Origin of the sequence: Acinetobacter guillouiae CIP 63.46, assembly GCF_000368145.1 — a bacterium.
Lineage (GTDB): Bacteria > Pseudomonadota > Gammaproteobacteria > Pseudomonadales > Moraxellaceae > Acinetobacter > Acinetobacter guillouiae.
The window spans coordinates 2,296,776-2,322,167 of the sequence record NZ_KB849283.1; the positions used below are offsets into that span (position 1 = coordinate 2,296,776).

Sequence of the window (25,392 nt, forward strand, 5' to 3'; positions counted from 1 at the left end):
CTGCTCCTTTTTATCTATTTTTATACTGCAGCTTGGAGTCTAGAACTTGTATTAATTTCTACTGAAACGTGCACAATTTCCTCATGAATAGATAAGGCTTTTCTGACTTCATCTGCCGTGATATTTAAACTGCTTACATCTAGTGACAAGATACAAGAAAACTTACCTTTACCTACCTTCCATACATGAATATCAGTAATTACGATTCGGCTATCTAAGTCATCAATGACTTCCTGAATTTCTTGAACAACTGGATGTTCCATTTCAGCATCCAGTAAAGTTTTGCCTGTCTCGCGAATAAGCCCCCAAGACCAATGTGCGACTAGAAATGCACCTACAATACCCAAAACTGCATCTAAGAAATCCCAGCCAAAAAATTTACCTGCAAATAATGCAATGATCGCTAATACAGAAGTCACAGCATCTGCAACGACATGTAAGAAAGCCGCTTTCTGGTTTAAATCATGTTCATGATGCCCATCTTCATCATGGTGATGGTGTCCATGATCATGATGGTGATCATGTTCGTGGTGATGATGGTGATGATGGTGATGATGCCCACTATCGTGTAGTAACCAAGCACAAATAAAGTTCACAGCAAGACCAATCACTGCAATTGATATTGCTTCGTTATAGTGAATATTGACGGGATTAAATAGGCGCTCCACCGATTGTATTCCCATAAACAATGCCACAACCATGAGTAAGATCGCACTAGAGTATCCAGCTAAAATTTCTATCTTCCATGTACCAAAACAGAATCGCTGATCTTGTGAATATTTACGTGCCATTCGGTATGCGAAATATGCTAAGCCCAATGCCAGCATATGTGAACTCATGTGCCAGCCATCTGCAAGTAAAGCCATCGAATTAAAGAACCAACCTCCAAAAATTTCAAAGACCATCATGACGCCCGTCAGGATTGTCGCAATTAAAATTTTCTTCTGCGCTAGCGGATTTCCTTCATCGAATTGATGCGTATGGTTGCTTTTAACATTACTTAGATATTGCATTTTTTTATGCCATCAATAATACTCCCCTACAGTATATTTAGTTTGGACAGAAATGCTATGTCTCATTTGCATCAAGACAAAAAAATTTTAAATCGGGTTAAGCGTATTCAAGGACAAATCAACGCCGTTGAGCAGAGTTTGGCCGACCCTAACAAATCATGCATAGAAGTACTGCAACAGGTCGCTGCAGTCCGTGGTGCTGTGAATGGATTAATGAATCAATTGATTGAAGCACATCTAAAAGAGCATGTAATCAAAGATAAAGATGCGATTAATAAAGAAGAGTTAAAAGAGTTTTTAGCATTACTCAGCCGCTATCAATAAAATGACATGATAAAAAATCTCTTTTCAATTTTTATAGACTTGATATGATGAGTACATCTTTATTGCTTAATAGTTTATATGCGACCCCGAATACGTAAGTTTTTAACTTCTCTTTATTCAACTCCAGATTCAAAAGCGCTCGAAATAAAGTTCAATTTAAGTCATCACTGTGACTTTGAACTTTTTAAAAGGTTTAAAAAAACCAACTGCCAAAGCATAAAAAATGCGATTCACAGTATCCTTTATGAGCGAGGCTATACAACTGCCGAAATCTCCGTATTAACAAACTAATTTTTAAAGTTAGCCTCATACTTTGTATGGGGCTTTTGCATTAATGATTACATTACTATTTTATTTCAACTCATAAAAAAGAGGTCTTTTGACCTCTTGTAGACTTTAATGACAGTGGTAATCACCTGTTTTGCTGTTAGTATGGCAACCTTGTTTATTTGTACCACCCGAATGCGCATTTGTATAAGTTACAAACATTCCCAGCACACAAACTAAAACTATTTTTTTCATTTTTGTATCTTCCCCGAGTTGAATAAAACTTTTAGATTATAGAATAACCAAGTTCCTTTTTTTTATTAGAATATATTTCAAGCAACCTCTAAATAGATCATGTAAACAACGATATATCTTAAAAATTTAGCCGTGAAAACCAAAATTATAAATGTAGTAAATTTTTCCTTTAAAACTCCACTGACTAACGTAATTGGATCACCAATCACAGGCACCCAACTGAGTAATAACATGGGTGAACCATACTTTGCATATAAGATTTGAGCCTTTAATAAATGCTTCTCTGATACTGGAAACCAACGCTTGTCTTTATAGACTTCTAGCTTGATACCCAACCACCAGTTCACACAAGAACCAAGTACATTCCCAACTGTTGCTACAAGTATGAGCAACAGCTCAGAATGCCGACCTAACAGAAAAAAGCCTGTTAACACTGTCTCAGATTGCAGGGGCAATAGTGTTGCTGCACCAAAGGCACTTAAAAATAATAAAACATAGGCCATCATTTATTTCGGCCATCTTTGATGGTTTTCATCTATCACATAGTCATGTGAATGCTTTCCATCATGGTTGTGACTGAGTAGATGTTCATGATCCACAGGTAAATCATCATGTGAATGTACGATTACGGATTCATCTTGTTTTGGCCAAATCATAAAGGCAATACTCATTGCTACTAGAGCAATGACCGCCATAGGCACAAATGTAAAGAGTGTTCCAAAATTGGTACTCAGCCAACCCACTAAAGGGTAAGCTATCAACCAGCATGCGTGTGAAAAAGCGAACTGCGCGGCAAATAATGAAGTTCTATTTTCACTAGATGCAGATTTACGAATTAACCGACCTGTAGGTGTTTGAGATACTGAGTAACCTATTCCCAAGACAAACCATAAAACTAATAGTCCGTTGTATGAGTTAATAAAAAACCCACTGAATAAGCCAACGACTAATACAGCTGTGCCGCTCAGCATCACAGCTCGATCGTTAAATTTATCCAGAACATTAGGCAATATAAATGCCGAGAGCATAGACCCTAAGCCAAACAAGCCAAAGGCCCAAGTGGAGGCATGTTCATTTAGCTTAAAGGTTGATTGAACGAGTACAACCGTATTTACAATCACTACAGCACTGGCTGACGCAATCGCAAGGTTTAACGCTAGGAGTGCCTTTAAACGCGGAGTATTAAAATAAATTTTTGTCCCCTGCTTTATTCTGTAATACACCCCTTTAAATACAGGTACTTTAGCAGCAGGCAATTTTGCACTGACAACAAAAAGTGCTGAACCAATAAAGCCAATGACTGTGCCTAAAAATAGATTGTGATAGCTTATAAATCCAAGTAAAAATCCTGCCAACATTGGGCTAATAATATTCTCTAAATCATAAGCCAAACGAGAAAGAGACAAGGCATTGGTATAATCTTTTTCTTCAGGCAATACATCAGGAATCATGGCCTGAAAAGTAGGTGTGAATGCAGCTGATGCAGATTGCAGAATAAAAATTAGAATATAGATTTGCCAAATTTGGGTCACAAAAGGCAGGCATAAAGCAGTTAAAGCACGGATGATATCCAACCCCACTAAAACTTTTTTACGTGGCAGCCTTTCTGCAAATGCTGAAGCAATAGGTGCTACCCCAATATAAGCAATCATCTTTATCGCCAATGCTATGCCTAAGACCTGAGCAGCCTCCCCTTTAGCAATATCATACGCCTGTAAAGCCAAAGCAATCGTAATCAGCCCAGTTCCAATAAGCGCAATGACTTGAGCTAAGAACAAATGCCTATACGTTGTATTTTTTAAAACTTCTAGCATTTTTGGGCCCCCTTTTAGAACCTATTTTTTATTTCAAAAATCAATGCCAATTAAAATCTCCTTGGATTTTATTCCAAGGAGATTTTTTTAAAGCTTAAAAGACTTTCTTCATATCACTGAATTGGCCTTCAACTTCCAATGTCACTGAAACAGGACTTTCAGTTCTATTACGCCAGAACCAGCCGTGTTTACCATCAAAAGCTGCTGTTAATGTACCTGTTTGCTGAGTTTCATTACGTCCTTTGCCATAACCATGGTAAAAGCCCTTAGGAGCGCTCACTGGATCACCATGCGTGTCATAATTTAGACCACCGCCTGATGTTGTCCATTTAAAATTCACGCTAGCACTTTCCGGCATCGCCAACTTAATTTCAGTGGCTTGTCCGGGCTTCAACTCAACTGTCATCTGTTGCTTTTGAATTGCAGGCATTAGCATTTTTTCTGCTTCACCAATTGGCATAGATGATTGAATATTAGGGTCACTTGCAGCTTCACTCGATATCGTGTTTGAAACTGCCTCTCCCATACCATTTTCAGACTCTTGAGCCAAAGATTGCTTAATTTCACCCATCGTTGTTAAGCCTAGAACTTTACCAACCCCAGTAGGATCAATATTGTATTCAGCTGGCATAACAACTGTAACTAAGACAACTGCAGCACTCACTGCAGCGATAATGGTTGATTTAACAAGTTTCTTTGCAGAAGGTAATTCAACATCTTGTGGAATTTGAGCGTTGTACATATTTGAAAATCCTTATTGAGTAACGAAGCCAGTAAGCTGAAAGCCCACAAGTAAAAAGCCAAGGAACATTAAAAAAACGTTGCTTTGATAAGCTGTTTTGAAGAAATACGGCGTTTTTCGCCACATTGTCATCAACAGCAAAATCATCGCTAAAGCCATAAATTGACCAAACTCTACCCCGACATTAAATGCAATGAGGTTTGCCAATAGACCATCTGCCGAAACTTCATACTCTTGAATTTTTACCGCTAAACCGAAGCCATGAATCAGACCAAAAATTAACGTCGCTGCTTTAGTGTTGGGCTGGAAACCAAACCAACGCTGATATGCACCTAAATTATCCAAAGCTTTATAAACAATAGAAAAACCAATAATTGCATCAATAATGTATGCATTCATGGAAATGTTGTAATACACCCCAATCAGCATTGTCACAGAGTGACCAATCGCAAAAAGGCTGACATATAAGCCAATATCTTTCATGCGATATAAGAAAAAGATAATCCCGACGAGGAACAGCAAATGGTCATAACCTGTAACCATGTGCTTTGCACCAAGGTAAATAAAGGGAATGATGTGTACCCCATAAATTTCTTGAATATAGCCTTTGTCACCTTCTGCCACGCCATGGGCAAAAAGTGCAGGACTCATCAAAACAGCACTTAAAGTAATCAATAACTTTAAAAATGCCTTGAGTCTCACCCATTGTGGAAAAATAAATTGCATGTAAATCAAACTCCAAAGTTAACTAAAAAGAAAAGTTTCTAGCGATGTTTTGGGAGGTTTGAAAATACGACTGATCATGAGATAGAGATAATTTTTCACTCTATCCAGGATCAAAATAAAGGCTAAAGTAAATAACAAAGTCATCGATTGACCAGACTGATATTCACCAAAATGCTCATGAAAATTATCATGATGAATATGGTTTTGCTTTTGATGCACATCATGAAAATGTACACTTTCAAACTCATAAACCGCATGTTCTTGGTATGCAGTCTCTGCATTGTGCGTATTAAAATGCAGGCATAGTGCAAGACTGATGATGCAGACGAACCACATCATCAAATTTCTAAACTTTCTATCTCTCACTATGCCTATCATTGTTTCACCTAGGCTTCTTGCTGCTCAGAAAAATCATCTGATTGCTTTTTACGTCCTTGGTTAAACCAAACGTATAGCGTAGGCAAAATAATCAACGTCAATAAGGTCGAAGATAAGATTCCGCCAATCACAACAGTCGCAATTGGTCGTTGCACTTCAGAGCCAATCCCAACATTCAATGCCATAGGGATGAAACCTAAAGATGCCACTAAAGCCGTAATTAATACTGGGCGAAGTCGTTCCAATGCACCGTGTCTAACAGCTTCGAGTAGTCCTTCACCTTGATCTCTAAATCTCTGGATTGCAGACACTAGAACTAAGCCATTCAGTACAGCTACACCCGACAGTGCAATAAAACCAACGGCTGCAGAGATAGAGAATGGGATATCACGTAAGGCTAAGGCAATCACACCGCCCGTTAAGGCAAATGGCACACCCGTAAAGACCAGCACGCTATTTCTGACATTTCCTAATGCCATATAGATCATGGCAAAAATTAAGATCAAAGCGAGAGGTACAACAATCATTAGACGATTTGAAGCTGATTCCATTTGTTCAAATGTACCGCCCCATGTCAGCCAATAGCCTTCAGGTAATTTAAAGTCAGCATTCAACTTAGTCTGTGCTTCTTCGATATAGCTACCAATATCTGTACCACGGACGTTCGCTGTAATCACAATTCGGCGTTTACCGTTTTCACGTGAAATTTGGTTTGGACCCTGAACATTTTTCAATTCGATCAGTTCAGATAAAAGTACGCTTGAACCATCAGGCAAATTCACTGGAACTTGATAAAGCTTTTCTAAATCCGTAACAGAGTTTTGGTCCATTCGAACCACAATATCGAACTTACGATCTCCCTCAAAAACCTTACCTGCTGTTTGCCCCGTAATCAGACTGGATACTTGCTTTTGTACATCTTCAGCATCAAGACCGTAGTTGGCGATCATGTCTTTTTTAAGTTCAACAGAGACCATTGGAAGCCCACTCATCTGTTCAACTTTTAAGTCGGCTGTTCCATTCACACCTTCTAAAATTTTCGCTGCAGCATTTGCAGATTCAAGCAACTGATCTAAATCATCACCATAAATCTTCACTGCAACATCTGTACGGACACCTGAAATCAGTTCGTTAAAACGCATTTGAATCGGCTGAGTGAACTCATAGTTGTTGCCATAAACGCCTTTTGCCACACGTTCAATATCGGCAACGATAGCTGATTTTTCCTTGTCAGGATTCGGCCATTCGCTACGTGGTTTCAATATCACAAAATTATCAGCGACGTTTGGTGGAACTGGGTCAGTCGCAATTTCAGCTGTCCCCACTTTGGCAAACATGGTTTTCACTTCAGGAATTTTGACGATTTCTTTTTCAAGCGCATACTGCATTTCAACAGCTTGAGTTAAAGAAGTTCCAGGAATTCGAAGTGCATGTAATGCCACATCACCTTCATCTAATGAGGGAATAAATTCGGAACCTAAACGAGTTGAAAGACTCGCACTGAATACAAAGAAAATTGCTACGAACGCGATCAGCTTATAACGATGACTCAAAGACCAATCTAAAATTGGGCTATAAACTTTCTTAATGAAATGAACAATCTTCGATTCCTCTTCCTTAATTTCGCCTGTCGTGACCAAAGCCACCATTGCAGGAACAAAAGTAATCGAAAGAACCATTGCAGCCACGAGAGCCATAACAACTGTAGCTGCCATCGGTGTAAACATCTTGCCTTCAACACCAGTAAGCGTCATGACAGGCAGATACACTAAGATAATGATCAATTGACCATAAAGAATCGCTTTTCGAGATTCTCTAGTTGCTTCAAATACGGTAATAAAACGTTCTTTACGCGTCAGAATCCGACCCAACTCTTTTTGCTTCATCGCTAATTTTGCAAGTGAAGCTTCAACAATAACGACAGCACCATCGACAATGATCCCGAAATCTAGCGCCCCTAAACTCATTAAGTTTGCACTTATTCGTTGATTCACCATGCCAGTAATGGTCATGAGCATAGATAAAGGAATCACCATCGCAGTGATGAGCGCTGCACGGAAATGTCCAAGGAATAAGAAGAGAACAACAATAACGAGGATTGCACCTTCAAGAAGGTTTTTCTTTACTGTGTCTATCGTTGCATCAACCAAAGTTGTACGGTTATAAACGGCTTTCGCCTCAACACCGTCTGGCAATGACTCTTGGACTTTTTGTAACTTTTGATCTACTGCGTGAGCAACATTTCGCGAGTTTTCACCAATCAGCATAAATGCAGTACCTAGGACAATTTCTTGCCCATCTTTAGTTGCTGCACCTGTACGTAGCTCGTGACCAATTGATATTTTTGCCACATCCTTCAATCGAAGAATGTAACCGCTACTTGCCGTAATCGGGATATTTTGAATTTGCTCAATTGAGTTAATTTGAGAATCCGAGCGAATCAAATACTGCTCACCATTCTTCTCAATATAACCAGACCCTTTGTTCATGCTATTTTTAGAAATAGCATCCAAGATATCCTGCTGATCTAAGCCAATGCTGCGTAAATATGCATAATCCGGCTGTACCACGAATTGTTTTAAATAACCGCCAATGGTATTGATTTCATTCACACCTTCAACATTTCGAAGCTGTGGTTTAATCACCCAATCTTGCAAGGTTCTTAATTCAGTCGGTGATAATGGGTTTGGATTATCTTTTGCGTTCTCAACGGTGTACATAAAGATTTCGCCAAGCCCTGTTGAAACAGGTCCCATTGAAGTCGATATGCCACCCGGAAGTGTTGATGTGACTCCTTGCAACTTTTCATTCACAAGTTGTCGAGCAAAATAGATATCCGTGCCTTCCTTGAAAATCGCCGTAACCTGAGATAAACCATATCTCGATACAGAACGTGTGTATTCCAGATTAGGAATACCAGCCAAAGCCGTTTCAATTGGATAGGTCACTTGTGACTCCATCTCCATTGGAGATAAGCCTTGCGCTTCACTATTGATTTGGACTTGTACATTGGTAATGTCAGGTACAGCATCAATCGGCAGTTTAAAATAGTTATAAACGCCAAATGCACCGATAAACAGAAAGACAATCAGTACAAGCCATCGATTCTTGATCGAGAGCTTAACAATTTGATCAAACATAGTCGCTACCCCTTAGTGATCATGAGTAGCGCCAGATTTACCCAGCTCTGCTTTTAATAAATAGGAATTGCCTGCTGCATACACCTGACCTGCTTTAAGACCAGATTTCACCTCAACAAAACCGTTATATTTATCGCCTAGTTCTAAAGGACGTGCTTCAAAGTCATTTCCTACACGGATAAATACCACATCCCAATCACGGAAGTTTTGTAATGCATCTTCACGCACAACCATGGCTTTCGTGCTTTGATTTTCAAATATTTGTGCGGTAACAAGCTGACCAGAACGCCATTTAAATTGGTTCGCAATTTCAATAAAGACTTGAGCAGTACGTGTTTTCGGATCAATCACATCACTAATGTATTTAATCTTACCCAGTGCTTCCTCCGTACTTTCCTGTACTTGAGGTTTAACGGTTACTTTTGCATTTGGATTAATTGCATTCAGCTTATCAGCCGGCACATTGACCACTGCAAGCAACTGTGAAGTATTGGCAATTTTAAAGAGTGGTGAAGCTGGTGTTACATTTGAACCAACCGCAGCAAGCACTTGTAAAACTGTGCCCGACATTGCTGCTCTTACCTCAATCGTTCCATTACCTGAACCACCGTAAGAGCTGATTAAGCTATTCAGCTCATTAGCACGAGTCTGTGCATCATCGTATTCACGTTTTGCATTGATATAGTCAATTTCAGGCGATACACGTTTTTGAAATAATGCGCGTTCCTGTTCCATTTTTTTGCGAGAAAACTGCAAATTATCCAAAGCAATAGATCGCTCAGCATTTAAACGGATCAGATCTTGGCTTTGAACAGTCGCTAACAGATCACCTTGGCTGACTTTATCACCAATCGTTCGATAAGTTTTGATTAGTGTTCCGCTTGCTTTAGGTGTAATAAAACTTTCAAAATTATCGGGAAATTTAAGCTCGCCTTTGAGCTCAAGCGCATTCTCAAAAGTCATAGGTTCAACTTTAAGAAGTTCTAAACCGCTGCTTTTGATACTGCTATCCAGCATCGTTACACGGCCTTCTTTGGTATCCCATTTCCAGCTGTGTTTCTTGCCTTGATAATCAACATTTATCACCATCAAGAACGAATGCGGTTCATAAACAATTTCATCGCCAATCAAGTAATCACTTTCAGGTTTGAAGCGAATGGTTTGCTCAGCATCTAAACGCTTAATAAAAATATTCGCGTTAATCTCACTCGGCTTTAAAGGCTGATCTTTGTAGTAGCCATAGACACGTAAATGCGGCTCTACACCTTCTTCAAAAATTTTTACCTCTGCCGAAAAGTCTCCATCACGATATAAGCGACCACCATGTGGACCTTTTTCATCACCTGCGACAGCAGCTTTTTCTTCGATAGCTTCACCATGTGCTGAAGACGTCTGTGATTTGTTTCCTGTTTTATACCAAGCCAGAGCACACAACATGACAAGTAAAGCTATAACGCCTGTAGCAATTACTGTATTCTTTGGTTTATTCATATTCTCTGCCCTTATTCTTGATCTAAATTCGTTACATAATTTCGTTCAACTTCTGCAATCTGATTTTGCAAAGCCAACCACAGATCAAATCGAGCGAGATGTTTGTCTAACCAAACTTGTTTAATGCTATTAAATTCCAATAATGAAATTTTTCCTGCCTGATAACCCATTTCTGCAATGCGTAAACTTTCTTTTGTTGCAGGTAAAACAGATTGGTCATATTGCTTGATTGCATCAATCAAACTGGATACCTCAATAGATTTGTTATCCAATTCAATCTTTGAATTTCGATTGATTAATTCTGAACGAGTTTCAGCATTGGTTTGCTGTGCTTGAGCGAGTGCAATATTTCCACTGTTGCGATTGAATATCGAAAGCGGAATAGAAGTGGAAACCAAAAAAACTTTGTCATCTGTTTCTTGATAATTACGTACACCAACGCCAAGCGTGATATCAGGAACCGCTTCTTTTCTTGCTAATTCAAATTGAGTTTTTGCCTGCTGCTTTTTTAGTAAAGCCTGCTTTTCAGATAAGCTAACCTTGTCAGTGAAGTTAATCGTTAAAGGAACATCTATAGCATTGGCTGGCAAATCAAAAGCAAATTTTGAACAGAGATTTTTCTGAAACTGAACCTTTTTCAGCTCATTTTGATAACGTAACTTGGACTCAGCAGATAAAGCTGAATTAAGCTGAACATCAGATGGAATCACACGTCCATACTTTAGCTTTTCATTTAGAACTGTTGCTTGTCTTGCACTCAGCTTGCTCTCTGCAGCATAAATTTCTGCTCGCTGAGCAGCTGCATACCAATTAGACATACAGATTCGAAAATCAGCTTTTAACTCTGCTTGTCGTTGAGTAATCTCAAATTGGTTATTATTTCCTTGCAAACCTGCCAATTGCTTACGCAAAGCGAGTTTATTATTCAACGGAATTTCTTGGGACAAACCCATGAATGCAGTTGGGCCATCCAAATCTTTCAGCTTAGAATTACCCAAATTATCCAATTCGACATTGAAAGTTGGATTGTTCATCCGACCAGCATATTTTTGATTTACATCATAAGCTTGCTGAGATTGCTGCAAACTTTTTAGAACTGAATCATTTGCAATAGCTTGCTGCTGTAACTGTGCATAATTTGTTCCTGCTAATAACTGAGGAGCAATGATGACTAAGCCACAGGCGAAAATTACCTGACTTTTTTTAGACATGACTATACCTATACAAAAAATGAAAAATATTTTTGTATAGTTAAATCAATCCCTTAGAACAATGAGAGTTTTGGTAAATGCGTAGGTATTACAAAGAAAGGGAATCCTTTTCCTAAGCTTAAAAGAACGAATTGGGCGTTCAAATAAACCTAAAAATAAGAGGATTAAAGGTAAAGCAAAACTAAGGAAAAAGACTGGATCAATTGAGAAATGATCATCAGCTTGAATTGGTTTTACTGAATGATGAAATGCGGGTTCATCATAACTTGTCCAGTTATGATTTTTTTTATCTTGATCTGCTGTATTCAGAACTTCATCATGATGAACTAATGACCATTGGCTAGAATCTTCTGTTTCTACAGAAATACTCAGTTCATGATGATGATCTAGATTTTTTGCTATTACAGGCGCCCACGTATAAATCCCCGTCGTTGTTATAGCAAACAAAAACAGGACTGATACGAGAATAAGCTTAAAAAACTTATTAGCCAACATAGCAAGTCAGATCAAAATGAAACGTGAAAAGAATACTGAATAGCTTCTAGGAAGTAAATCCTATATGAAAATATATCTCAAATTTACAAGCTATCTCTTTATCAATGGATAGCTTATGGGAAATGAAGCTTTATTTAGTTATTTTCTGGAACTGTACTAAAAGGATTTAAGCTGTACCTAGTTTGAGCTAGTACAAAGTAAGCTTACTTATCTTAGAGGTGGTGGCAATTGAACTCATCCAAAATCTCCAATGAAATCTAGTCATTAAATGTGTGATTCATAGACATCATTTCAATATAATTGGTGTCTATGAACAGAGAAATTCAACAAAGACTCGTATGGGTTAAATTATTTGAAGAGACCAATGATGCTGGCCTAGTCTGTCGGAGATGTGGCATTTCTAGACCAACATTACGCAAGTGGTGGAAACGATATTCTGAGCAAGGTATTGATGGATTAAGTAGTCAGAGTAAACGCCCATTAAAATCTCCAAATACTAAAATCAATGCTGAGCTAGAGGCCTTAATATTGGAAATGCGCTCGGCTAAAATCTGGGTGCTCGACGTTTGCAAACAGAATTGATGAGAAGGATAATCTGCGCAATGTAGAGCATCAAGCAAGTGCAGGACTCTGATATAAATTTTCAGCGTCGTACAGGTGCTCCATCAAACCATTTAAAACCTTTGGGGTAGATGCAGATTCTATTCGCAAGTCCATGCCTTCCTGTTTGATTTTCAGGCATGCTATTTAATGCACTCAGCGGACATTGGACGTCTTCTTGAATAATTCGATCAATCCGAAACATCTGTTCAGCATCAACCACACTATTTTGATCTGTCAGACTAAGGCAACTGCAGGTACCCATATAATTCGTGACCTGGGCCCAGCAACGCTCTATGACACTGCAATAAAATAATGGATCAGCATAGAGTGATCGGTTAAAGCTCAGATAAAAGTGGATCACATACCGCTGCTGAACATCATCCCGTACAATTTGATAAAAGCGGTAAATGGCTTGTGTTCTATACCAATACTCAGCTGCTAGACTTTTTTGGAAATTTGATAAAAATCGCTCTAACTGTCGCAAATCGATAATTTCATTTCCACCGTCATTTAGACTTAGTTCCAGTTTTAAATCCGCTGCATCAGGATAGATCTGGCTTGTATTACGGTAGGATTCTCTCAACTTTTCAATCCGCTTTTCGTAGCACTCATTCAGCTTATGCATTTCTTCAGTTAAGCTGGTGCTTTCAAACAGCACTCTCAGCCGCTTTACGATCTTATCGATATAAAAACCAGCGCTTCTTTGCGCCGTGACCTCAAAGAACCGAATCTGCTCTTCCTGTAATACACTGCAGTAAGCCTGAAAGAACTTGTCTGCCCAAAAGGAAAAAGACAAATGCTCATGAATGCCAACAGCCATCATCCTGCGCCATGCTGAAAAATAACCAGACAGTTTCCGCTTGAACTCCTGATCTATATTTTTTTGATGAGCATCGTAATCAGTACCTTCTGGAATTGGAGCAAAGCGAATCGTTTGGTAATGCTCTAAAACGTCTTGTTCTAATCGGGGTGCTGTAACAAACTCCAACTCTGAATGGCTCATGTATTGTCCTATGAATCAATTGATTTCATAGAACTGGCATGTTCATAATTTTTTAAACCAAATCTCCTCTTCCAGCTTTGCTAAAGCGGTCTGCGCATCCCATTCTTTGATTCTTCTATTTTCTTCTGTATCAGGTATTGGGCGACCATGATGCTGATAATCCCCCTTATAAAACGTTTTACGCCCTCGTGGTTTAACCAATAACGACTGCTCGTATTTATCAGGGTCACTGAGATAAGCAACTGCACCCAAAGCATTGTTGCCTTGTTCGGGTGTCGTTCGACGAATATCTCCAATACCTAAACGACCTTGCTTCTCGTAGTTCTCTTTATTCGCTGTCGTGTTGATGTTCCGCCCAAAACCCTTATCGAATGTGATTTCCTTCCACTTATCGATCACTCCCTCAGCAATTTTATAATCACTCTTATGCTTCGATCTATTAATCACCAATGTTAAATGAGCATGAAAGCCTTTGGTTATACCCTGCTCCAGTGCGATCGCATAGGTCAAAAGTGCATCAAAATATCCATTCTTATCAGTGATCAAATCACGTAGTTTTCCGATATGCTGATAGAAGTCATTTACAGTAATTTCACTCATGCTGTCCTTGCTATAGCTCAAATCCACTCTGATCACTAGAACCGAATAATACCCCTTAATTGCACCTTCGAACTCCTCAAGTAATGCCACTCGATTCAATTCTTTCCGCCTCGCAAAGCTTTTGATCTCATCACGTATCAGCCCTCGATGCGCATGTAATATCCGTCTTAATGCCTTAATTTCCCCTATTGAAAGCCCTGTCAGATATTCAGCAAAGCTAAGCATGCCACGTTGGCTATTGACGTATTCAGTGACTGCAATAAATGCCCGAATCGATGCTGCATACTCAAGCCCTTCTTGTTTAAACGCTTCAAATGCACACCATAAGCGTTCGAGATTGAAAATGAACGCTTCATTCGGCATATCAAAATTAAGACATACATCCACAAAGGTATGAATGGCATACATCACCCCTGCCTGATGATCTAAATCGGATTGCAACACGTTGAACTTCCTTAACTATGATTAACGTCATAGTTAAGCAATCGACTTATTTTTTTAAATAGTGTTTTTATCTAGAGTAAGAACAAGTCATCCACTATTCGCATATATCGAATAGTGCTCTCATCCTGCATGGCTATACTCAATAGCATCGTCCACATTGGGATATCTATTCAGCTTGTATGACATATCAAACTGTTCTTATAGGTATGAGTAATAGTGATTGTATTGATATATCGAGTATTTATAGTTCTATACGCTACAGTCATTAATCTATTATTAGTATTAATCTATATATTAATAATAGATAAAACCGTCTTAGCGTAAAAGCAATAACCATAGCCCAGCCGATCAGTAGGATTTCTAGACCTTCGGCTAAGCTCGGCTTTTTATATATTTTAGCGTTACGATAGTTAAGTCAGAAAAATGGTTTTTCAAAAAAAACTTAGCGCAAAAAACTATTCGAATAATGACAAACAGTGATGATGCAGCAGTCCGTAATCTTTAAGTTCTGCCAGTGTTGGTGAAGTTTCTGTTATTTGCTGTGTAGGAAAATCAAAGCGAGTTCCATCCTGAAAGGGTTCTTGAAACGCCAATTCACTTAAGAAATACCTGTTAGTTTCCGCATGCTGATCAGGGACAAAGCAACAGCTGTATGTATTCTGTATAAATGACCGAGGTAAAATCCTAAAAGGCGTCACTATTTCAGTTGCATTTACCAACACCCTTTCCAAACTACTTTTAGTTGCACTGAGCTTTTGGTCAATATCAGAATGTTTCCGCATACATTGCTGAAAAAAATAAATTTGGTTATATGCAATTAGATCCATAAGGGCCATTAAAAACTGATGAATTCTGGACTGCTCAGCATTTAACTTGAAGGTGATCATTGATTCAATTTTATCAGACTCATTTTTTAGCGTCATATCCTCTTTGATTGTTTTGATTTGAGTCGCTTGCAATGAATACGGATAGAGAAAGTCTGTGCACCCTAAACGCTCAAAGCTTTCATCATCGATTACTACTGGGTTAGCTTCTTTCAGCATTTTAAAAAGCGATTTATTCTGACTGTATATCTGGCAGCACCACTGTTCAAGCAAGCTTTGAAAAAGACCTAAGCGGTTGTTCATCCCGCTGAGTTTAGTATGCTGGATAGATGCTAAATGACCCAAAACCGCCTCATCCTTCAAAATATTTTCATGCGGCTTTAAATAAAACGTCGCTGATAATGGGTTCTCTGGATGTAACCGCTTTAGCTCGACATAATGATCATATAACTTCATTATTTCCTGCTGTTGTAACACAACATAATTTGCATAACCTACAGCATCACGAGACCGAAGAATAAACGGTTTCATCCAGCACAAAGGATCATGTAACAAATAATAGTTTTTGCAATTCAACACCTTCAAGCCAACATCTGAATCTTCACTTTTAGTGTTTGACAACAAGTCGCTCTTTAGATTTAGCATAGTAAAAATAGAGGCCACTTTCTGAACTTCAAAAACATGCGGCTGGGGGTACTTCAAAATATAAAATTTGCCGTAGATCGCAGCATCCCCCCAAAACCTATGCGAAAGGTTTAAAGCGTATATTGGAGACTCTGTTTGAATAAAACTATTTCGAATTGCGCCATCCGCTTGGCAGCGGATAAATCCGTTTTTTTTAAGCTGCTGTATAGCGCGATAAATAGATTGTTTGCTTAAACCCGTGGCTCGCTCAATTTCAACAATTCCACACCCTATAACAATCCCAAATGAATCTGCACTGTAAAGCAATCGCAATAAAACAAGATAACTTCGATAATCAAGATTGCAATCGGTCTCTATTTTTTTAGGTAAATTGCTGATGCTTATCCCATCACTTTTTATAAATAGAATTGAAATAAAATTTAATAAAGGAAATTTCTTGTACATGCTTTTAGTACTATTTACCATCCAGCTAGCCGGCATTATTAAATCAACACCAATATAATCGAGATTAAGGCGTAAGTGACGAACACGAGCCCTCTTCCCCGTTTCGGGAAAATCTATTTTTAAAATCCCCTGCTGCTCCAACTCATTAAGTACATCACGTAATCTTTTAATCTGTATGCCTGTGACTTTTGCCAATTGGGCAAGCGGCAATGATGTACTCTCTACCCCAAAATTTCTAATAAAAGTGATTAGAGCCCAAACAGCTTTGGCTGAAAGCTCCCCATCTATTCTCTGATAGAAAGCTAAAAACAGGCTCAAGAAATCATGCTCAGAAAGCTTCTCATCCACAATAAAAATCTCCACTTCATCAATCCATACCCCATGCAGAGATATCATACACAAATTAAGATAGGCACAAAATGATAATTAAAAATATAATAATCAACATTTAATATTTAATTAACATTTACTTAATGTTTATTTATTGATATATAAACATTTATTTAATATCTATGAAAAATATAAAATGACACGACCACATTTAACTTTAGAGAAATGGTTATCTACTGAGACAGATCTAAAAAAAATATTCTTAGAGCAGGAAATTTTACTAAGACCAAATGAAATCAATAAGCGAGTTAAATCAGGTGAAAAGGAAATTTTTTATTCTATAAATCACCCACAGATTAAACCCAATGAAAATTCAGCAATATCTCCTCAGCATAACCAATATAATTCGACTGATATAAGCGAACTATTCACCAACCCACTTAAATTTTCAGTTGATAATTTCATTTGTAAAACAAATAATGAACACTTTGAAATTTTAAAAAAGAGATACCGTATATTTAAATATAACTACACAAATAAAAAAGATAAACGTATCAATAAACAAATCACACTGGATCAAAAGACATTAAAAGAACTAGAGAGAATCACAGAGAAGTACAAATTAAAAAGCCTGCAAAACTGCTTAGACTTTTTAATTGATCAACATAATTTTAAATTAACAGAAAAGGATAAAGTAATATCAAAGCTTCAAAAATCACTCATCGAAAACAATGATTCCCAATTAAAACAAGAGCTGAAATTAAAGGATGAAGAAATTAATCAACTTAAAACAGAGCTTGGGCAGCAAAAACATACCATTCAAGAAAACATGCGCTTATCAGCAAAAGAATTTGAGGACTACTTAATACAAACAGCTGTAAGCAAGACTATTGAATTGGAGAAAATTAAGGCTTTTTTGGGTGAAATTTCCGAAGAGGATCAGCAGACAATAAATGAAACTCTTGCACCCGAGGCTCTTAGCCAAATTGAAACCCAATTGAGAAATGAATGTGCTGAACAAAAACAATTTTTAACAATGAAAAATCAACCAAATACCAATATTGCTTTAGGGTTTGATCAACATAATCAATATAGTAATACCGTACAAAATGACGGTGAATTTCAGTCTAAGCCTTGAGCGTATCAATTTACCACCCTGACTAAAAAGTATTAAGTTTCACTGCAACATTGTATTATTTCGCGTATTAAATCAGGACGACGCCTTAAGTGATTTACCAGTACTTCATCACAGTATGCCGTATTAAACGGCAATTGCTTCTGCTGTGGAAAATATCGATCAGGGTATTGTAAAAATTGCTGCCATTTTTTATTTTCGTTTTGTAATTCTCTAATTTGATTTAAATAAGTGCGATCCTGAATTTTAAATGACACATCAAAATCACCATCTTCACAGATTTCTTTCTTTTCATTGTTTTTTTTGGCTTCAGTTAAATCTAAAATTTTCTGTTTATTCGCCTCTAATCTGCTTTGAACCCACTGCAAATCAAACGCTCTAAACTTTATTTGCAGTGTGGGTAAAATCAGCTGTACAGCCTGCGAAGCATTTTTGAATCTGCCATTTTTCTGTGCATAACTAGTTAATTCTGAATAGAATATCTCAAGCTTTTTATGCAACAGCGGCGCATATCGTTTACGTACATTTAAAATTCCATTAATTCTACGCTTTAAACTCGGGTTATAGGTGTAGACTTTCCCACTTTCATCTTCAACCAATTCTATGTATTTATTTAATATTTCTGAATATTTTTCATTAACCTGCTGCTGTCTATAGTCACTAATTCCTGTTGTCACCGTACTCATTTGATCAAGTAAATTCAGTAAATCCTGTACCGTATACATTTCCCCTAAAAACTGCATTTGCTGGCACTCTACCATCAGTTCAACCAACAATTTGCGTTCTGACGCGTCAAACTCAGTCTTTGGGTCAGGATCACTCATTATTTTATGTTCTCTTAAAAAGCGTCCAGCATGATCCAAAAAGCAATTCAGAATTTCGACCTTCAGTTGCTCAAAATCAAAAAGAGTGCAATTTTTCATTTTCAGTTCTAAATAATATTTTTCAGTATCTTATATCAACATTCTAGTAAAATATTATTTTTAATTATTAGGATTACATAAAAATCTATGTAAAAAAAATAGGATGAAGGCATCGAGATGGTTAACCTTCAGTCAAAAGGTATCCCATTTGAATTTAAAACTGTTCTGGTATGGAGTACCTGAATTCATGAGTTGCTTTCAAATTAATACTACTGACCTTCTTTTTATAAAATATCGCTCTATGATTGTCGAACTGATGACAATTGTTGCTGACTATTACCCTCATCTTAGTAAAGCTGAAGCTTTAAGAAAGGCGAATAATCAAGAATTCCCTTTTTCAGTGTTTAAAATAGATCAAAGTAAACGTGCACCTTTTTTGGTGCACATTAAAGATCTCGCAGATATTTTAGATAGTAAGTATTTAGAAGCTTCTAAAGATTATGCTACGTTTCATCGATGAGGCGTAGTACTTCCTCTAACTGCATAACATCCCTTCTCGCCTTCACTGACACATAACGCTGTAAACTGCTCCAAGAATCATGCAGACTTACTTTCTGAATCTCAGGAATAGTAAAGCTCTGTTCAGCTAGTCTAGTACATCCTTCATGTCTCAAATCATGAAAGCGTAGATCATCGATACCCAACATTTTACAAGCCTCTCTAAACTCTTTACCCAAGCTTTTAGGATTCAATGGCAACAGTAAGTTTTCATCATGCCCAAGCATCAACATCCGTTCTCGAACTTCTGACTGCTTTATTCTTTTAATCATTTCCTTACAAGGTTCAAGGACATCAAATGATTTATGATTACCTTTAGAGCCATTTGGATTTTTTAGATCATGTACTTTCCATGTTGAGTGATGTGAATCATAATCTCGAAGAAATAATCGTGTTAACTCAGCTTCACGTCTGCATGAGAAAACAGCAAACCAGATTATTAAATGCATTGGGTATTTAGAACCGTTACGGTTTAGCTTCCATCGCTCTGTGAAATACTTCGTCAATGCAATCAGCTCATCCGTTGAAGGAAGCCGGTCTCTTTTTTGACTGGAAGATATTTGACGTGTTTTTCTTAACTGCGCCGTAGCCTTATCAAAACCGTTTAAATCAATATCCATTTCCCACATAACAGCAGCATGAGAAAGTACACCACGGATATGTAAAAGCTCATGTTGCTGCGTACTAGTCGCAATAGGCTCAAGTTCCAAATGAGGGACTCCCCCCTTCCTTAAAGCAACATGCTCGGCCAAATGTACTGATTTTATTTTTGTGATAATATTGCGCGCGATTGGTAGCTTCTTAATTAAAAGCAGAGAATAGCGTTTCGTCCTTCCGTACTCGCTCCCGACTTCATCCAAATATTTATCTATGGCATCTGATAAGGTCAGATCAATCAGCTTTTCTTTGCCAAGTAAAATATCAGGATTTTCTTGAATTTCGACTTCTCGTTTCTTAACCCAGTTTTCAGCCAACTTCTTTGAGTGAAATGTTTTACTTTCAGAGAATGTAGGAAAGCCCTTTCGATTAATTCGAATCGCAGCACGATAGTTAACTTTACCATCTGCACCTTTCCTTGCTGTAATTGACCCCATAATTTACACCACAACCTGTTTTTTTGATTATGGTGTAAAATTTGGTGTAAATGCAAACCGATTAACCCACCTAAATATAGGTTCAAACAGATTCGCGCAGGTTGCGAAATATAGATTAAAGGTATGATTTTTAATGACTATTAACAAAAACATTGAAAACACTCAATCTCCGCGAATCAGTGTTGCACCGATGATGGATTGGACAACTCGTGACTATCGTTTCTTTGCACGTTTGTTTAACCCCAATATTATCCTCTATACAGAAATGGTCACCACAGGTGCCATCATCTATGGCGGAGCAAATCGTCATTTGGACTATAACCATGAAGAACATCCGATTGTTCTACAGCTCGGTGGTTCAAATCCGAAAGATCTTGCAACTTGTAGCAAAATGGCTCAAGACTGGGGTTATGACGAAATCAATTTAAATGTGGGCTGCCCAAGTGACCGTGTACAAAACAATAAGATTGGTGCCTGCTTAATGGCAGAGCCTGATTTGGTTGCAGAATGTATTGCTGAAATGCGTAATGCAGTTGATATTCCAGTCACAGTAAAACACCGCATCGGTATAGATGACATGCAATCTTATGAAGAGATGCTACATTTTGTCGATACAGTTGCGAAAACTGGATGTGATAATTTTATCGTACATGCCCGTATTGCTCTGCTTCAAGGCTTATCACCAAAAGAAAACCGCGATGTTCCGCCACTACGCTACGAAGATGTGTATCGTTTAAAACAAGAGCGTCCTGAGTTGCTGATCGAGATCAATGGTGGGGTTAAGACTTTTGCTGAAACGCAAGCACATTTAAAGCATGTTGATGGAGTCATGATTGGGCGTGAGGCTTATCACAACCCTTACCTCTTGGCAGAATTAGGTCAACTTTGGAATTTAGATTTACCTGATCGTTTTGAAATTATCGACCAAATGCTGCCTTATATTGCCAAACGTATGCAAGAAGGCGCGCCTCTATCGATTATTACACGCCATATTTTAGGCTTATTCCAAAACCTTCCCGGTGCTCGTAAATGGCGTCAGGCTTTAAGTGGTGGTAATGCCAAAACATTTGCAGATGTTGAAAATGCCATTATCAATATTAAAGAAGCCATGAAGCGTACAGAAGATTATATTCGTGAACAGTCTGTCTGATCACGACTGAAAATTTCTACGATTCAATACAATCTTAACCCACAGCTATCTTTTCAATAAAACGATGGTCTTTAAAGATCATCGTTGAAACTGTTTGATCATGTATTCAGTACATCGCTGAATGACACCATCTGCATTTTTACTCCAGACCATCACAACATCAGACCATGCATTTTCAGCATCCAAAGCAATCAGTCGTACCTGTTTAGGCAGAATATGTCTAAATTCTTCAGGAACAATACAAATTCCAATTTCAGCAGCCACCAATTGTAATTGTGAAACTTTACGGGACTGAACCGCCGCTTTCTTTGGAGAAAAACCAGCACTTAGGCAAAGGTTTGCAACCAAGTAACTTAAACCGCCCCGTTCTGCATGTGGTGTAGAAACAAAATTTTCATGCTTTAACTGTTGGATTTTAATACTGCGTTCTGAAACTAAAATATGATTTTGATGAAGTGCAACGTATAAGGGCTCAGGGTAGAGCGTGGTTGCATATAACTCATCTAAGCGATTTAAGACAGGTGGGCGAATAAAACCAACATCAATATTTCCTTTCATCAGTGCAAGAATTTGGTCTTCAGATGACAAGGTGTTGATCTCGAAATTAACATTGAGATACTTTGAGGTTTGATCAAATACTTTAACTTTTTCTAAGCTCATGGTAATAGTGCTTGAGTGTGCAATTTTGATGAGCCGATTTTGTCCATCTGCAATATCTTTAGCATTTTCAATAATATGATCTAAGTTAAGCAAATTATTTTTAATTTGAGCATAAAAGAACTGCCCTGCTTGAGTGAGTTTTATTTTTTTATCACTGCGGTCAAAAATTTCAAATCCTACTTCATCCTCTAAAAGCTTGATCTGACGACTTAAAGCAGATTGAGCAATAAACAGCTTTTCAGAAGCTGCAATAAAACCACCTTCCTCCACAATTCTAATCAAATAATTAAATTGTTTGAATGTCGCCATATTCATCTCAAAATTAGATCAATCCTGCTTTTTTCTATATTAGATTAGATTGTTTAATTTCACTAGACTTTACTTAAAGCGACTTAGATCAGAGAGAAATAGCATGAGTATATCCAAACAATTACTGGTTTTTATTTGTATAATTTGCGCTGTTGTTTTACTCAATCTTTATGATGGTTTTATCGCAAAACAAACAGGTAAATCGCCCCGACAGCATGAGTTTATTTATTTACAGGACTGATTCAGCGGAACAGATAAATTATGTTTTTTACAAACGCGTGCAAGATTTCACTAAAGCATACTTTTTTATATTGGTGATGCATGTTGTGGTTCTTTTTTTAAAATCATATTGGTAAGTAATATACTTGCCAGCAAGATCATCACTCACAAAGGCGTCTTTTCGAAAATGAGCACGTATAATACATCCTTGTAAATCAGGTGCTGCATACACGTTTATACTTTCAACATATTTGCTGTGTTGTTGAATATTGACCTCCCAGCCCAACAGTTGCTTGATCTTTTGAATCTCTTCCTGTTTGCTGATCTGTTGGATATTTTGCAAATTACAGACTTGAATTGCATCCGCTTGAGGTTGAAGGATTGACCATCCCAACAAGTTCTGTATATCACGCATTGTCGTTTTAGCTTCATTCAATTGGTTGACCGCCTGAAAATGACGAACCGTTGAATAAAGATAATATACAATCCCACCAATCAGTAGGATCGCCAATAGGGTTATTTTAAGATCAGGTATAGGTCGATTAAAAAGCCATTTCATTCTCTAAGCTGTCCATGTTTATGGTCTGAATGCTATAGCGCATTTCAAGCAACTTTTTCAGCATAGTTAGTGACCAAACTTATTTAAACAACGCCAATATTTATCTTTAAATAGGCTGACATCAATTTCAAAATTGTTCTGATATTTTTCAACAACTTGATCTATAACTTTAGCGGGCTTTCTAAACTCTTTACAAGCAAAATACATGGTCCTTAAGTTATTACCAGTTTCGCGACCAATATTTAAATACCCTTCAAAATCCTTTAACTCATTTAACAGTTCTTCTTCAATCGCGTTAAGCAACTCATAATCTGTAGCAGACGGCATACCACTTGAGTTCTGACCAGCATAAGGTATTTCAACCAGCATCATCCACGGATGAGAAGCCTTTTGATCCCATGTTAAAAGTGTACTGTTTAAGATCGCCACCAAAGGCAACCCCTCATTGGTCTCCCCCTCCAAACTGATATACTCATCGTCATCAGTACTTGTACGGGTTATTTTGTCTAAGCGAGAAATTTGACTGTTCTTTAAAATTAAAATATTCTTTAAACGATCGATAGGCATTAATTCTTTTTCAGCATCTTGTCTGAACTGTAGCGAAACTTGATCTAGCTTTGTGATCGAATCATATTCGCCCAAATAATTATCCAAAAAGATATAAACCGCTTGTAAGAATTCAGCTTTTTGAGCTTCATTATATTGATCATGCACAACCACGAGATCAGTTTCATCTGGGTATTCTTCATGGTCTTTTAAATAAAACGATAGCGTTTTTTGACTAAATTCGTGACCATGCATACCAATACTGGTTTGCTCAATATCACTTGCTGGTTTAAGTGCGGTAAATTTCCAGCCGGGAATTTCAGGGGCTGCTGCCACCAACTCCTCTACAAATACAATGTTTGCCACAACACCATCTGGCGTTAAAATTAGTTCAGCTGTTTGTGGATCAAGCATCCCGGTAAGGAAAAAAATTCCACCATGAACTTTGGCCAATTCAGGCGATAACTTATCAAAAAAATCCGCCTGAATCGTATCTTGATTTAACTCATCCACAATACGGTGAAAATCCTGTTGATGCTGCTCAAACCATTGCCAAAATTCAGCATAGCGGTTTCGATTGATTTGTATTTGTTGTTCTTTCTTTCCAAATAACTTTTTGAAAAAACTCATTTTGATTGTTCTCGGTTATTGCGTTTATTTCAGATTAATTTAACTGAATTTTTATGATTTTTAAATGCATCTAAACTTTTACTTAAAAATACCAAGCGCTTATTTGATCCGATCTAACTTTTTCAACACTTCTGCAACGGCAACCATCGCAAAACTAGAAGTCACCACCACAGCCGAGCCATATCCACCACAGCGCAAGCCTGCACTCGCACACACATCAGCACTGGAAAAAGGATTATCAATTGAATACACACAAGTAATGCCAAATTTTTCTTTTGGTTTCTTACAAATGCCTTTGGCGCGTAACTGACTCCGTAATTTTGCAAGCATCGGATCTTGTTCTGTTTTAGATAAATCAGCAACACGAATTTTTAGAGGATCAAGCTTACCACCGGCCCCACCCGAAACAATCAAAGGAATTTTATTAAAACGACAATGTAACATAAGTGCAAATTTTGCTTTAACGTCATCGATGCAATCTAAAATAATATCGGGAACATTTTCTAGAATTTCTTTCACATTATCTGGGCTGAGATAATCATCAATCAAATTGATCTTGATCCGAGGATTAATTGAACGGCAACGTTCCGCCATCACTTCAATTTTCTCATGGCCTAAAGTAGAGGTCATTGCAGGCAGCTGTCGGTTGATATTTGAAGCAGCCACTGAATCCATATCGACCAGTGTTAACTCGCCAATCCCTGTACGTGCTAAGGCTTCGACCGCCCATGAGCCGACCCCACCAATACCGATCACCATGACATGACTTTTTTCATAGTGATTGAATGTCTCTTCTCCATAAATTTTGGCTACACCTGCAAAACGGCGCTCATATTCATCATTTTGGAAAAGTTCAATCATGTCTAGTATCAACTCAAAAATACCTCGCTATTTTACTCATTTATCAACAGCGTGTCTTG

24 protein-coding genes and 1 pseudogene are annotated in these 25,392 nt (G+C 37.8%); 5 read left to right on the forward strand and 20 right to left on the reverse strand.

Annotation, left to right across the window (positions count from 1 at the left end):
• Positions 1 to 20 precede the first annotated feature (20 nt).
• A complete protein-coding gene (gene dmeF, locus F981_RS15785) occupies positions 21 to 1,013 on the reverse strand; it encodes a CDF family Co(II)/Ni(II) efflux transporter DmeF (RefSeq protein ID WP_004723214.1) in 993 nt (330 codons plus the stop codon).
• A 57-nt stretch (positions 1,014 to 1,070) separates the two neighbouring features.
• Here dmeF and F981_RS15790 point away from each other — a divergent pair, with 57 nt between their 5' ends.
• Positions 1,071 to 1,337 (forward strand): metal/formaldehyde-sensitive transcriptional repressor, encoded by a 267-nt coding sequence (locus tag F981_RS15790; RefSeq protein ID WP_004644596.1) that lies wholly within the window; start codon positions 1,071 to 1,073, stop codon positions 1,335 to 1,337.
• Between the two features lie 396 nt (positions 1,338 to 1,733).
• Here F981_RS15790 and F981_RS23745 read toward each other — a convergent pair whose 3' ends face one another.
• The 10 genes from F981_RS23745 to F981_RS15835 form a co-directional block, all read right to left on the reverse strand.
• The gene (locus F981_RS23745; RefSeq protein WP_004644597.1) at positions 1,734 to 1,859 is read right to left on the reverse strand and encodes a YHYH domain-containing protein; all 126 of its coding nucleotides are present in this window, start codon (positions 1,857 to 1,859) and stop codon (positions 1,734 to 1,736) included.
• Between the two features lie 77 nt (positions 1,860 to 1,936).
• Entirely contained in the window at positions 1,937 to 2,365 is a 429-nt protein-coding gene (locus tag F981_RS15795) for a YqaA family protein (RefSeq protein ID WP_004723216.1), read from the reverse strand.
• On the reverse strand, positions 2,366 to 3,673 hold the full coding sequence (locus F981_RS15800; protein ID WP_004723218.1) for an MFS transporter: 1,308 nt from the start codon (positions 3,671 to 3,673) through the stop codon (positions 2,366 to 2,368).
• Between the two features lie 94 nt (positions 3,674 to 3,767).
• A complete protein-coding gene (locus F981_RS15805; RefSeq protein WP_002123386.1) occupies positions 3,768 to 4,415 on the reverse strand; it encodes a hypothetical protein in 648 nt (215 codons plus the stop codon).
• A 12-nt stretch (positions 4,416 to 4,427) separates the two neighbouring features.
• Positions 4,428 to 5,141 carry a HupE/UreJ family protein gene (locus tag F981_RS15810; RefSeq protein ID WP_004723221.1) on the reverse strand — a complete coding sequence of 238 codons (714 nt, stop codon included), beginning with the start codon at positions 5,139 to 5,141 and terminating at the stop codon, positions 4,428 to 4,430.
• A gap of 18 nt (positions 5,142 to 5,159) precedes the next feature.
• The gene (locus tag F981_RS15815) at positions 5,160 to 5,519 is read right to left on the reverse strand and encodes a hypothetical protein (protein ID WP_004644602.1); all 360 of its coding nucleotides are present in this window, start codon (positions 5,517 to 5,519) and stop codon (positions 5,160 to 5,162) included.
• An 8-nt stretch (positions 5,520 to 5,527) separates the two neighbouring features.
• A complete protein-coding gene (locus F981_RS15820; RefSeq protein WP_004723223.1) occupies positions 5,528 to 8,659 on the reverse strand; it encodes an efflux RND transporter permease subunit in 3,132 nt (1,043 codons plus the stop codon).
• A 12-nt stretch (positions 8,660 to 8,671) separates the two neighbouring features.
• Positions 8,672 to 10,150 (reverse strand): efflux RND transporter periplasmic adaptor subunit, encoded by a 1,479-nt coding sequence (locus F981_RS15825; RefSeq protein ID WP_002124879.1) that lies wholly within the window; start codon positions 10,148 to 10,150, stop codon positions 8,672 to 8,674.
• Between the two features lie 11 nt (positions 10,151 to 10,161).
• On the reverse strand, positions 10,162 to 11,361 hold the full coding sequence (locus F981_RS15830) for a TolC family protein (protein ID WP_004644605.1): 1,200 nt from the start codon (positions 11,359 to 11,361) through the stop codon (positions 10,162 to 10,164).
• A gap of 45 nt (positions 11,362 to 11,406) precedes the next feature.
• Positions 11,407 to 11,856, reverse strand: coding sequence for a hypothetical protein (locus tag F981_RS15835; protein WP_004723226.1), 450 nt, complete (start codon positions 11,854 to 11,856; stop codon positions 11,407 to 11,409).
• A 309-nt stretch (positions 11,857 to 12,165) separates the two neighbouring features.
• On the opposite strand from F981_RS15835, the pseudogene F981_RS15840 reads away from it, so the two are divergent.
• Positions 12,166 to 12,443: pseudogene (locus F981_RS15840) on the forward strand (helix-turn-helix domain-containing protein); the annotation flags it as partial.
• 56 nt (positions 12,444 to 12,499) lie between these two features.
• On the opposite strand, the gene F981_RS15845 reads toward F981_RS15840, so the two are convergent.
• The 3 genes from F981_RS15845 to F981_RS15855 form a co-directional block, all read right to left on the reverse strand.
• Complete coding sequence (locus F981_RS15845) at positions 12,500 to 13,462, reverse strand: hypothetical protein (protein WP_004723228.1); 963 nt, start codon at positions 13,460 to 13,462, stop codon at positions 12,500 to 12,502.
• 42 nt (positions 13,463 to 13,504) lie between these two features.
• Positions 13,505 to 14,506 (reverse strand): YagK/YfjJ domain-containing protein, encoded by a 1,002-nt coding sequence (locus tag F981_RS15850; protein WP_004644609.1) that lies wholly within the window; start codon positions 14,504 to 14,506, stop codon positions 13,505 to 13,507.
• 455 nt (positions 14,507 to 14,961) lie between these two features.
• On the reverse strand, positions 14,962 to 16,815 hold the full coding sequence (locus tag F981_RS15855) for a helix-turn-helix domain-containing protein (protein ID WP_004723230.1): 1,854 nt from the start codon (positions 16,813 to 16,815) through the stop codon (positions 14,962 to 14,964).
• 130 nt (positions 16,816 to 16,945) lie between these two features.
• On the opposite strand from F981_RS15855, the gene F981_RS15860 reads away from it, so the two are divergent.
• Positions 16,946 to 17,887, forward strand: coding sequence for a hypothetical protein (locus F981_RS15860; RefSeq protein WP_004723231.1), 942 nt, complete (start codon positions 16,946 to 16,948; stop codon positions 17,885 to 17,887).
• Between the two features lie 32 nt (positions 17,888 to 17,919).
• Here F981_RS15860 and F981_RS15865 read toward each other — a convergent pair whose 3' ends face one another.
• Positions 17,920 to 18,807 carry a hypothetical protein gene (locus F981_RS15865; protein ID WP_004723232.1) on the reverse strand — a complete coding sequence of 296 codons (888 nt, stop codon included), beginning with the start codon at positions 18,805 to 18,807 and terminating at the stop codon, positions 17,920 to 17,922.
• Positions 18,808 to 18,994: 187 nt separating this feature from the next.
• Between F981_RS15865 and F981_RS15870 the strand changes: the two genes are divergently transcribed.
• Positions 18,995 to 19,267, forward strand: coding sequence for a pyocin activator PrtN family protein (locus tag F981_RS15870; protein WP_004723233.1), 273 nt, complete (start codon positions 18,995 to 18,997; stop codon positions 19,265 to 19,267).
• Here F981_RS15870 and F981_RS15875 read toward each other — a convergent pair.
• Positions 19,251 to 20,399, reverse strand: a complete 1,149-nt coding sequence (locus F981_RS15875) for a site-specific integrase (protein WP_004723234.1) — start codon at positions 20,397 to 20,399, stop codon at positions 19,251 to 19,253. The genes F981_RS15870 and F981_RS15875 overlap by 17 nt on opposite strands.
• A gap of 133 nt (positions 20,400 to 20,532) precedes the next feature.
• Between F981_RS15875 and dusA the strand changes: the two genes are divergently transcribed.
• The gene (gene dusA / locus F981_RS15880) at positions 20,533 to 21,549 is read left to right on the forward strand and encodes a tRNA dihydrouridine(20/20a) synthase DusA (RefSeq protein WP_004723235.1); all 1,017 of its coding nucleotides are present in this window, start codon (positions 20,533 to 20,535) and stop codon (positions 21,547 to 21,549) included.
• Positions 21,550 to 21,627: 78 nt separating this feature from the next.
• Here dusA and F981_RS15885 read toward each other — a convergent pair whose 3' ends face one another.
• The 4 genes from F981_RS15885 to F981_RS15900 form a co-directional block, all read right to left on the reverse strand.
• The gene (locus tag F981_RS15885; RefSeq protein ID WP_004723237.1) at positions 21,628 to 22,518 is read right to left on the reverse strand and encodes a LysR family transcriptional regulator; all 891 of its coding nucleotides are present in this window, start codon (positions 22,516 to 22,518) and stop codon (positions 21,628 to 21,630) included.
• Between the two features lie 268 nt (positions 22,519 to 22,786).
• Positions 22,787 to 23,296, reverse strand: a complete 510-nt coding sequence (locus F981_RS15890; RefSeq protein ID WP_004723241.1) for a hypothetical protein — start codon at positions 23,294 to 23,296, stop codon at positions 22,787 to 22,789.
• 66 nt (positions 23,297 to 23,362) lie between these two features.
• Positions 23,363 to 24,472, reverse strand: a complete 1,110-nt coding sequence (locus F981_RS15895; RefSeq protein ID WP_004723243.1) for a DUF695 domain-containing protein — start codon at positions 24,470 to 24,472, stop codon at positions 23,363 to 23,365.
• 99 nt (positions 24,473 to 24,571) lie between these two features.
• Positions 24,572 to 25,333 carry a tRNA threonylcarbamoyladenosine dehydratase gene (locus F981_RS15900; protein WP_004723245.1) on the reverse strand — a complete coding sequence of 254 codons (762 nt, stop codon included), beginning with the start codon at positions 25,331 to 25,333 and terminating at the stop codon, positions 24,572 to 24,574.
• Positions 25,334 to 25,392: the final 59 nt, after the last annotated feature.

Coding starts and splice junctions, on each gene's coding strand:
- dmeF (WP_004723214.1), bottom strand. CDS start 1,013: ATGCAATATCTAAGTAATGTTAAAAGCAACCATACGCATCAATTCGAT.
- F981_RS15790 (WP_004644596.1), top strand. CDS start 1,071: ATGTCTCATTTGCATCAAGACAAAAAAATTTTAAATCGGGTTAAGCGT.
- F981_RS23745 (WP_004644597.1), bottom strand. CDS start 1,859: ATGAAAAAAATAGTTTTAGTTTGTGTGCTGGGAATGTTTGTAACTTAT.
- F981_RS15795 (WP_004723216.1), bottom strand. CDS start 2,365: ATGATGGCCTATGTTTTATTATTTTTAAGTGCCTTTGGTGCAGCAACA.
- F981_RS15800 (WP_004723218.1), bottom strand. CDS start 3,673: ATGCTAGAAGTTTTAAAAAATACAACGTATAGGCATTTGTTCTTAGCT.
- F981_RS15805 (WP_002123386.1), bottom strand. CDS start 4,415: ATGTACAACGCTCAAATTCCACAAGATGTTGAATTACCTTCTGCAAAG.
- F981_RS15810 (WP_004723221.1), bottom strand. CDS start 5,141: ATGCAATTTATTTTTCCACAATGGGTGAGACTCAAGGCATTTTTAAAG.
- F981_RS15815 (WP_004644602.1), bottom strand. CDS start 5,519: ATGATAGGCATAGTGAGAGATAGAAAGTTTAGAAATTTGATGATGTGG.
- F981_RS15820 (WP_004723223.1), bottom strand. CDS start 8,659: ATGTTTGATCAAATTGTTAAGCTCTCGATCAAGAATCGATGGCTTGTA.
- F981_RS15825 (WP_002124879.1), bottom strand. CDS start 10,150: ATGAATAAACCAAAGAATACAGTAATTGCTACAGGCGTTATAGCTTTA.
- F981_RS15830 (WP_004644605.1), bottom strand. CDS start 11,361: ATGTCTAAAAAAAGTCAGGTAATTTTCGCCTGTGGCTTAGTCATCATT.
- F981_RS15835 (WP_004723226.1), bottom strand. CDS start 11,856: ATGTTGGCTAATAAGTTTTTTAAGCTTATTCTCGTATCAGTCCTGTTT.
- F981_RS15845 (WP_004723228.1), bottom strand. CDS start 13,462: ATGAGCCATTCAGAGTTGGAGTTTGTTACAGCACCCCGATTAGAACAA.
- F981_RS15855 (WP_004723230.1), bottom strand. CDS start 16,815: ATGATATCTCTGCATGGGGTATGGATTGATGAAGTGGAGATTTTTATT.
- F981_RS15860 (WP_004723231.1), top strand. CDS start 16,946: ATGACACGACCACATTTAACTTTAGAGAAATGGTTATCTACTGAGACA.
- F981_RS15865 (WP_004723232.1), bottom strand. CDS start 18,807: ATGAAAAATTGCACTCTTTTTGATTTTGAGCAACTGAAGGTCGAAATT.
- F981_RS15870 (WP_004723233.1), top strand. CDS start 18,995: ATGAGTTGCTTTCAAATTAATACTACTGACCTTCTTTTTATAAAATAT.
- F981_RS15875 (WP_004723234.1), bottom strand. CDS start 20,399: ATGGGGTCAATTACAGCAAGGAAAGGTGCAGATGGTAAAGTTAACTAT.
- dusA (WP_004723235.1), top strand. CDS start 20,533: ATGACTATTAACAAAAACATTGAAAACACTCAATCTCCGCGAATCAGT.
- F981_RS15885 (WP_004723237.1), bottom strand. CDS start 22,518: ATGGCGACATTCAAACAATTTAATTATTTGATTAGAATTGTGGAGGAA.
- F981_RS15890 (WP_004723241.1), bottom strand. CDS start 23,296: ATGAAATGGCTTTTTAATCGACCTATACCTGATCTTAAAATAACCCTA.
- F981_RS15895 (WP_004723243.1), bottom strand. CDS start 24,472: ATGAGTTTTTTCAAAAAGTTATTTGGAAAGAAAGAACAACAAATACAA.
- F981_RS15900 (WP_004723245.1), bottom strand. CDS start 25,333: ATGATTGAACTTTTCCAAAATGATGAATATGAGCGCCGTTTTGCAGGT.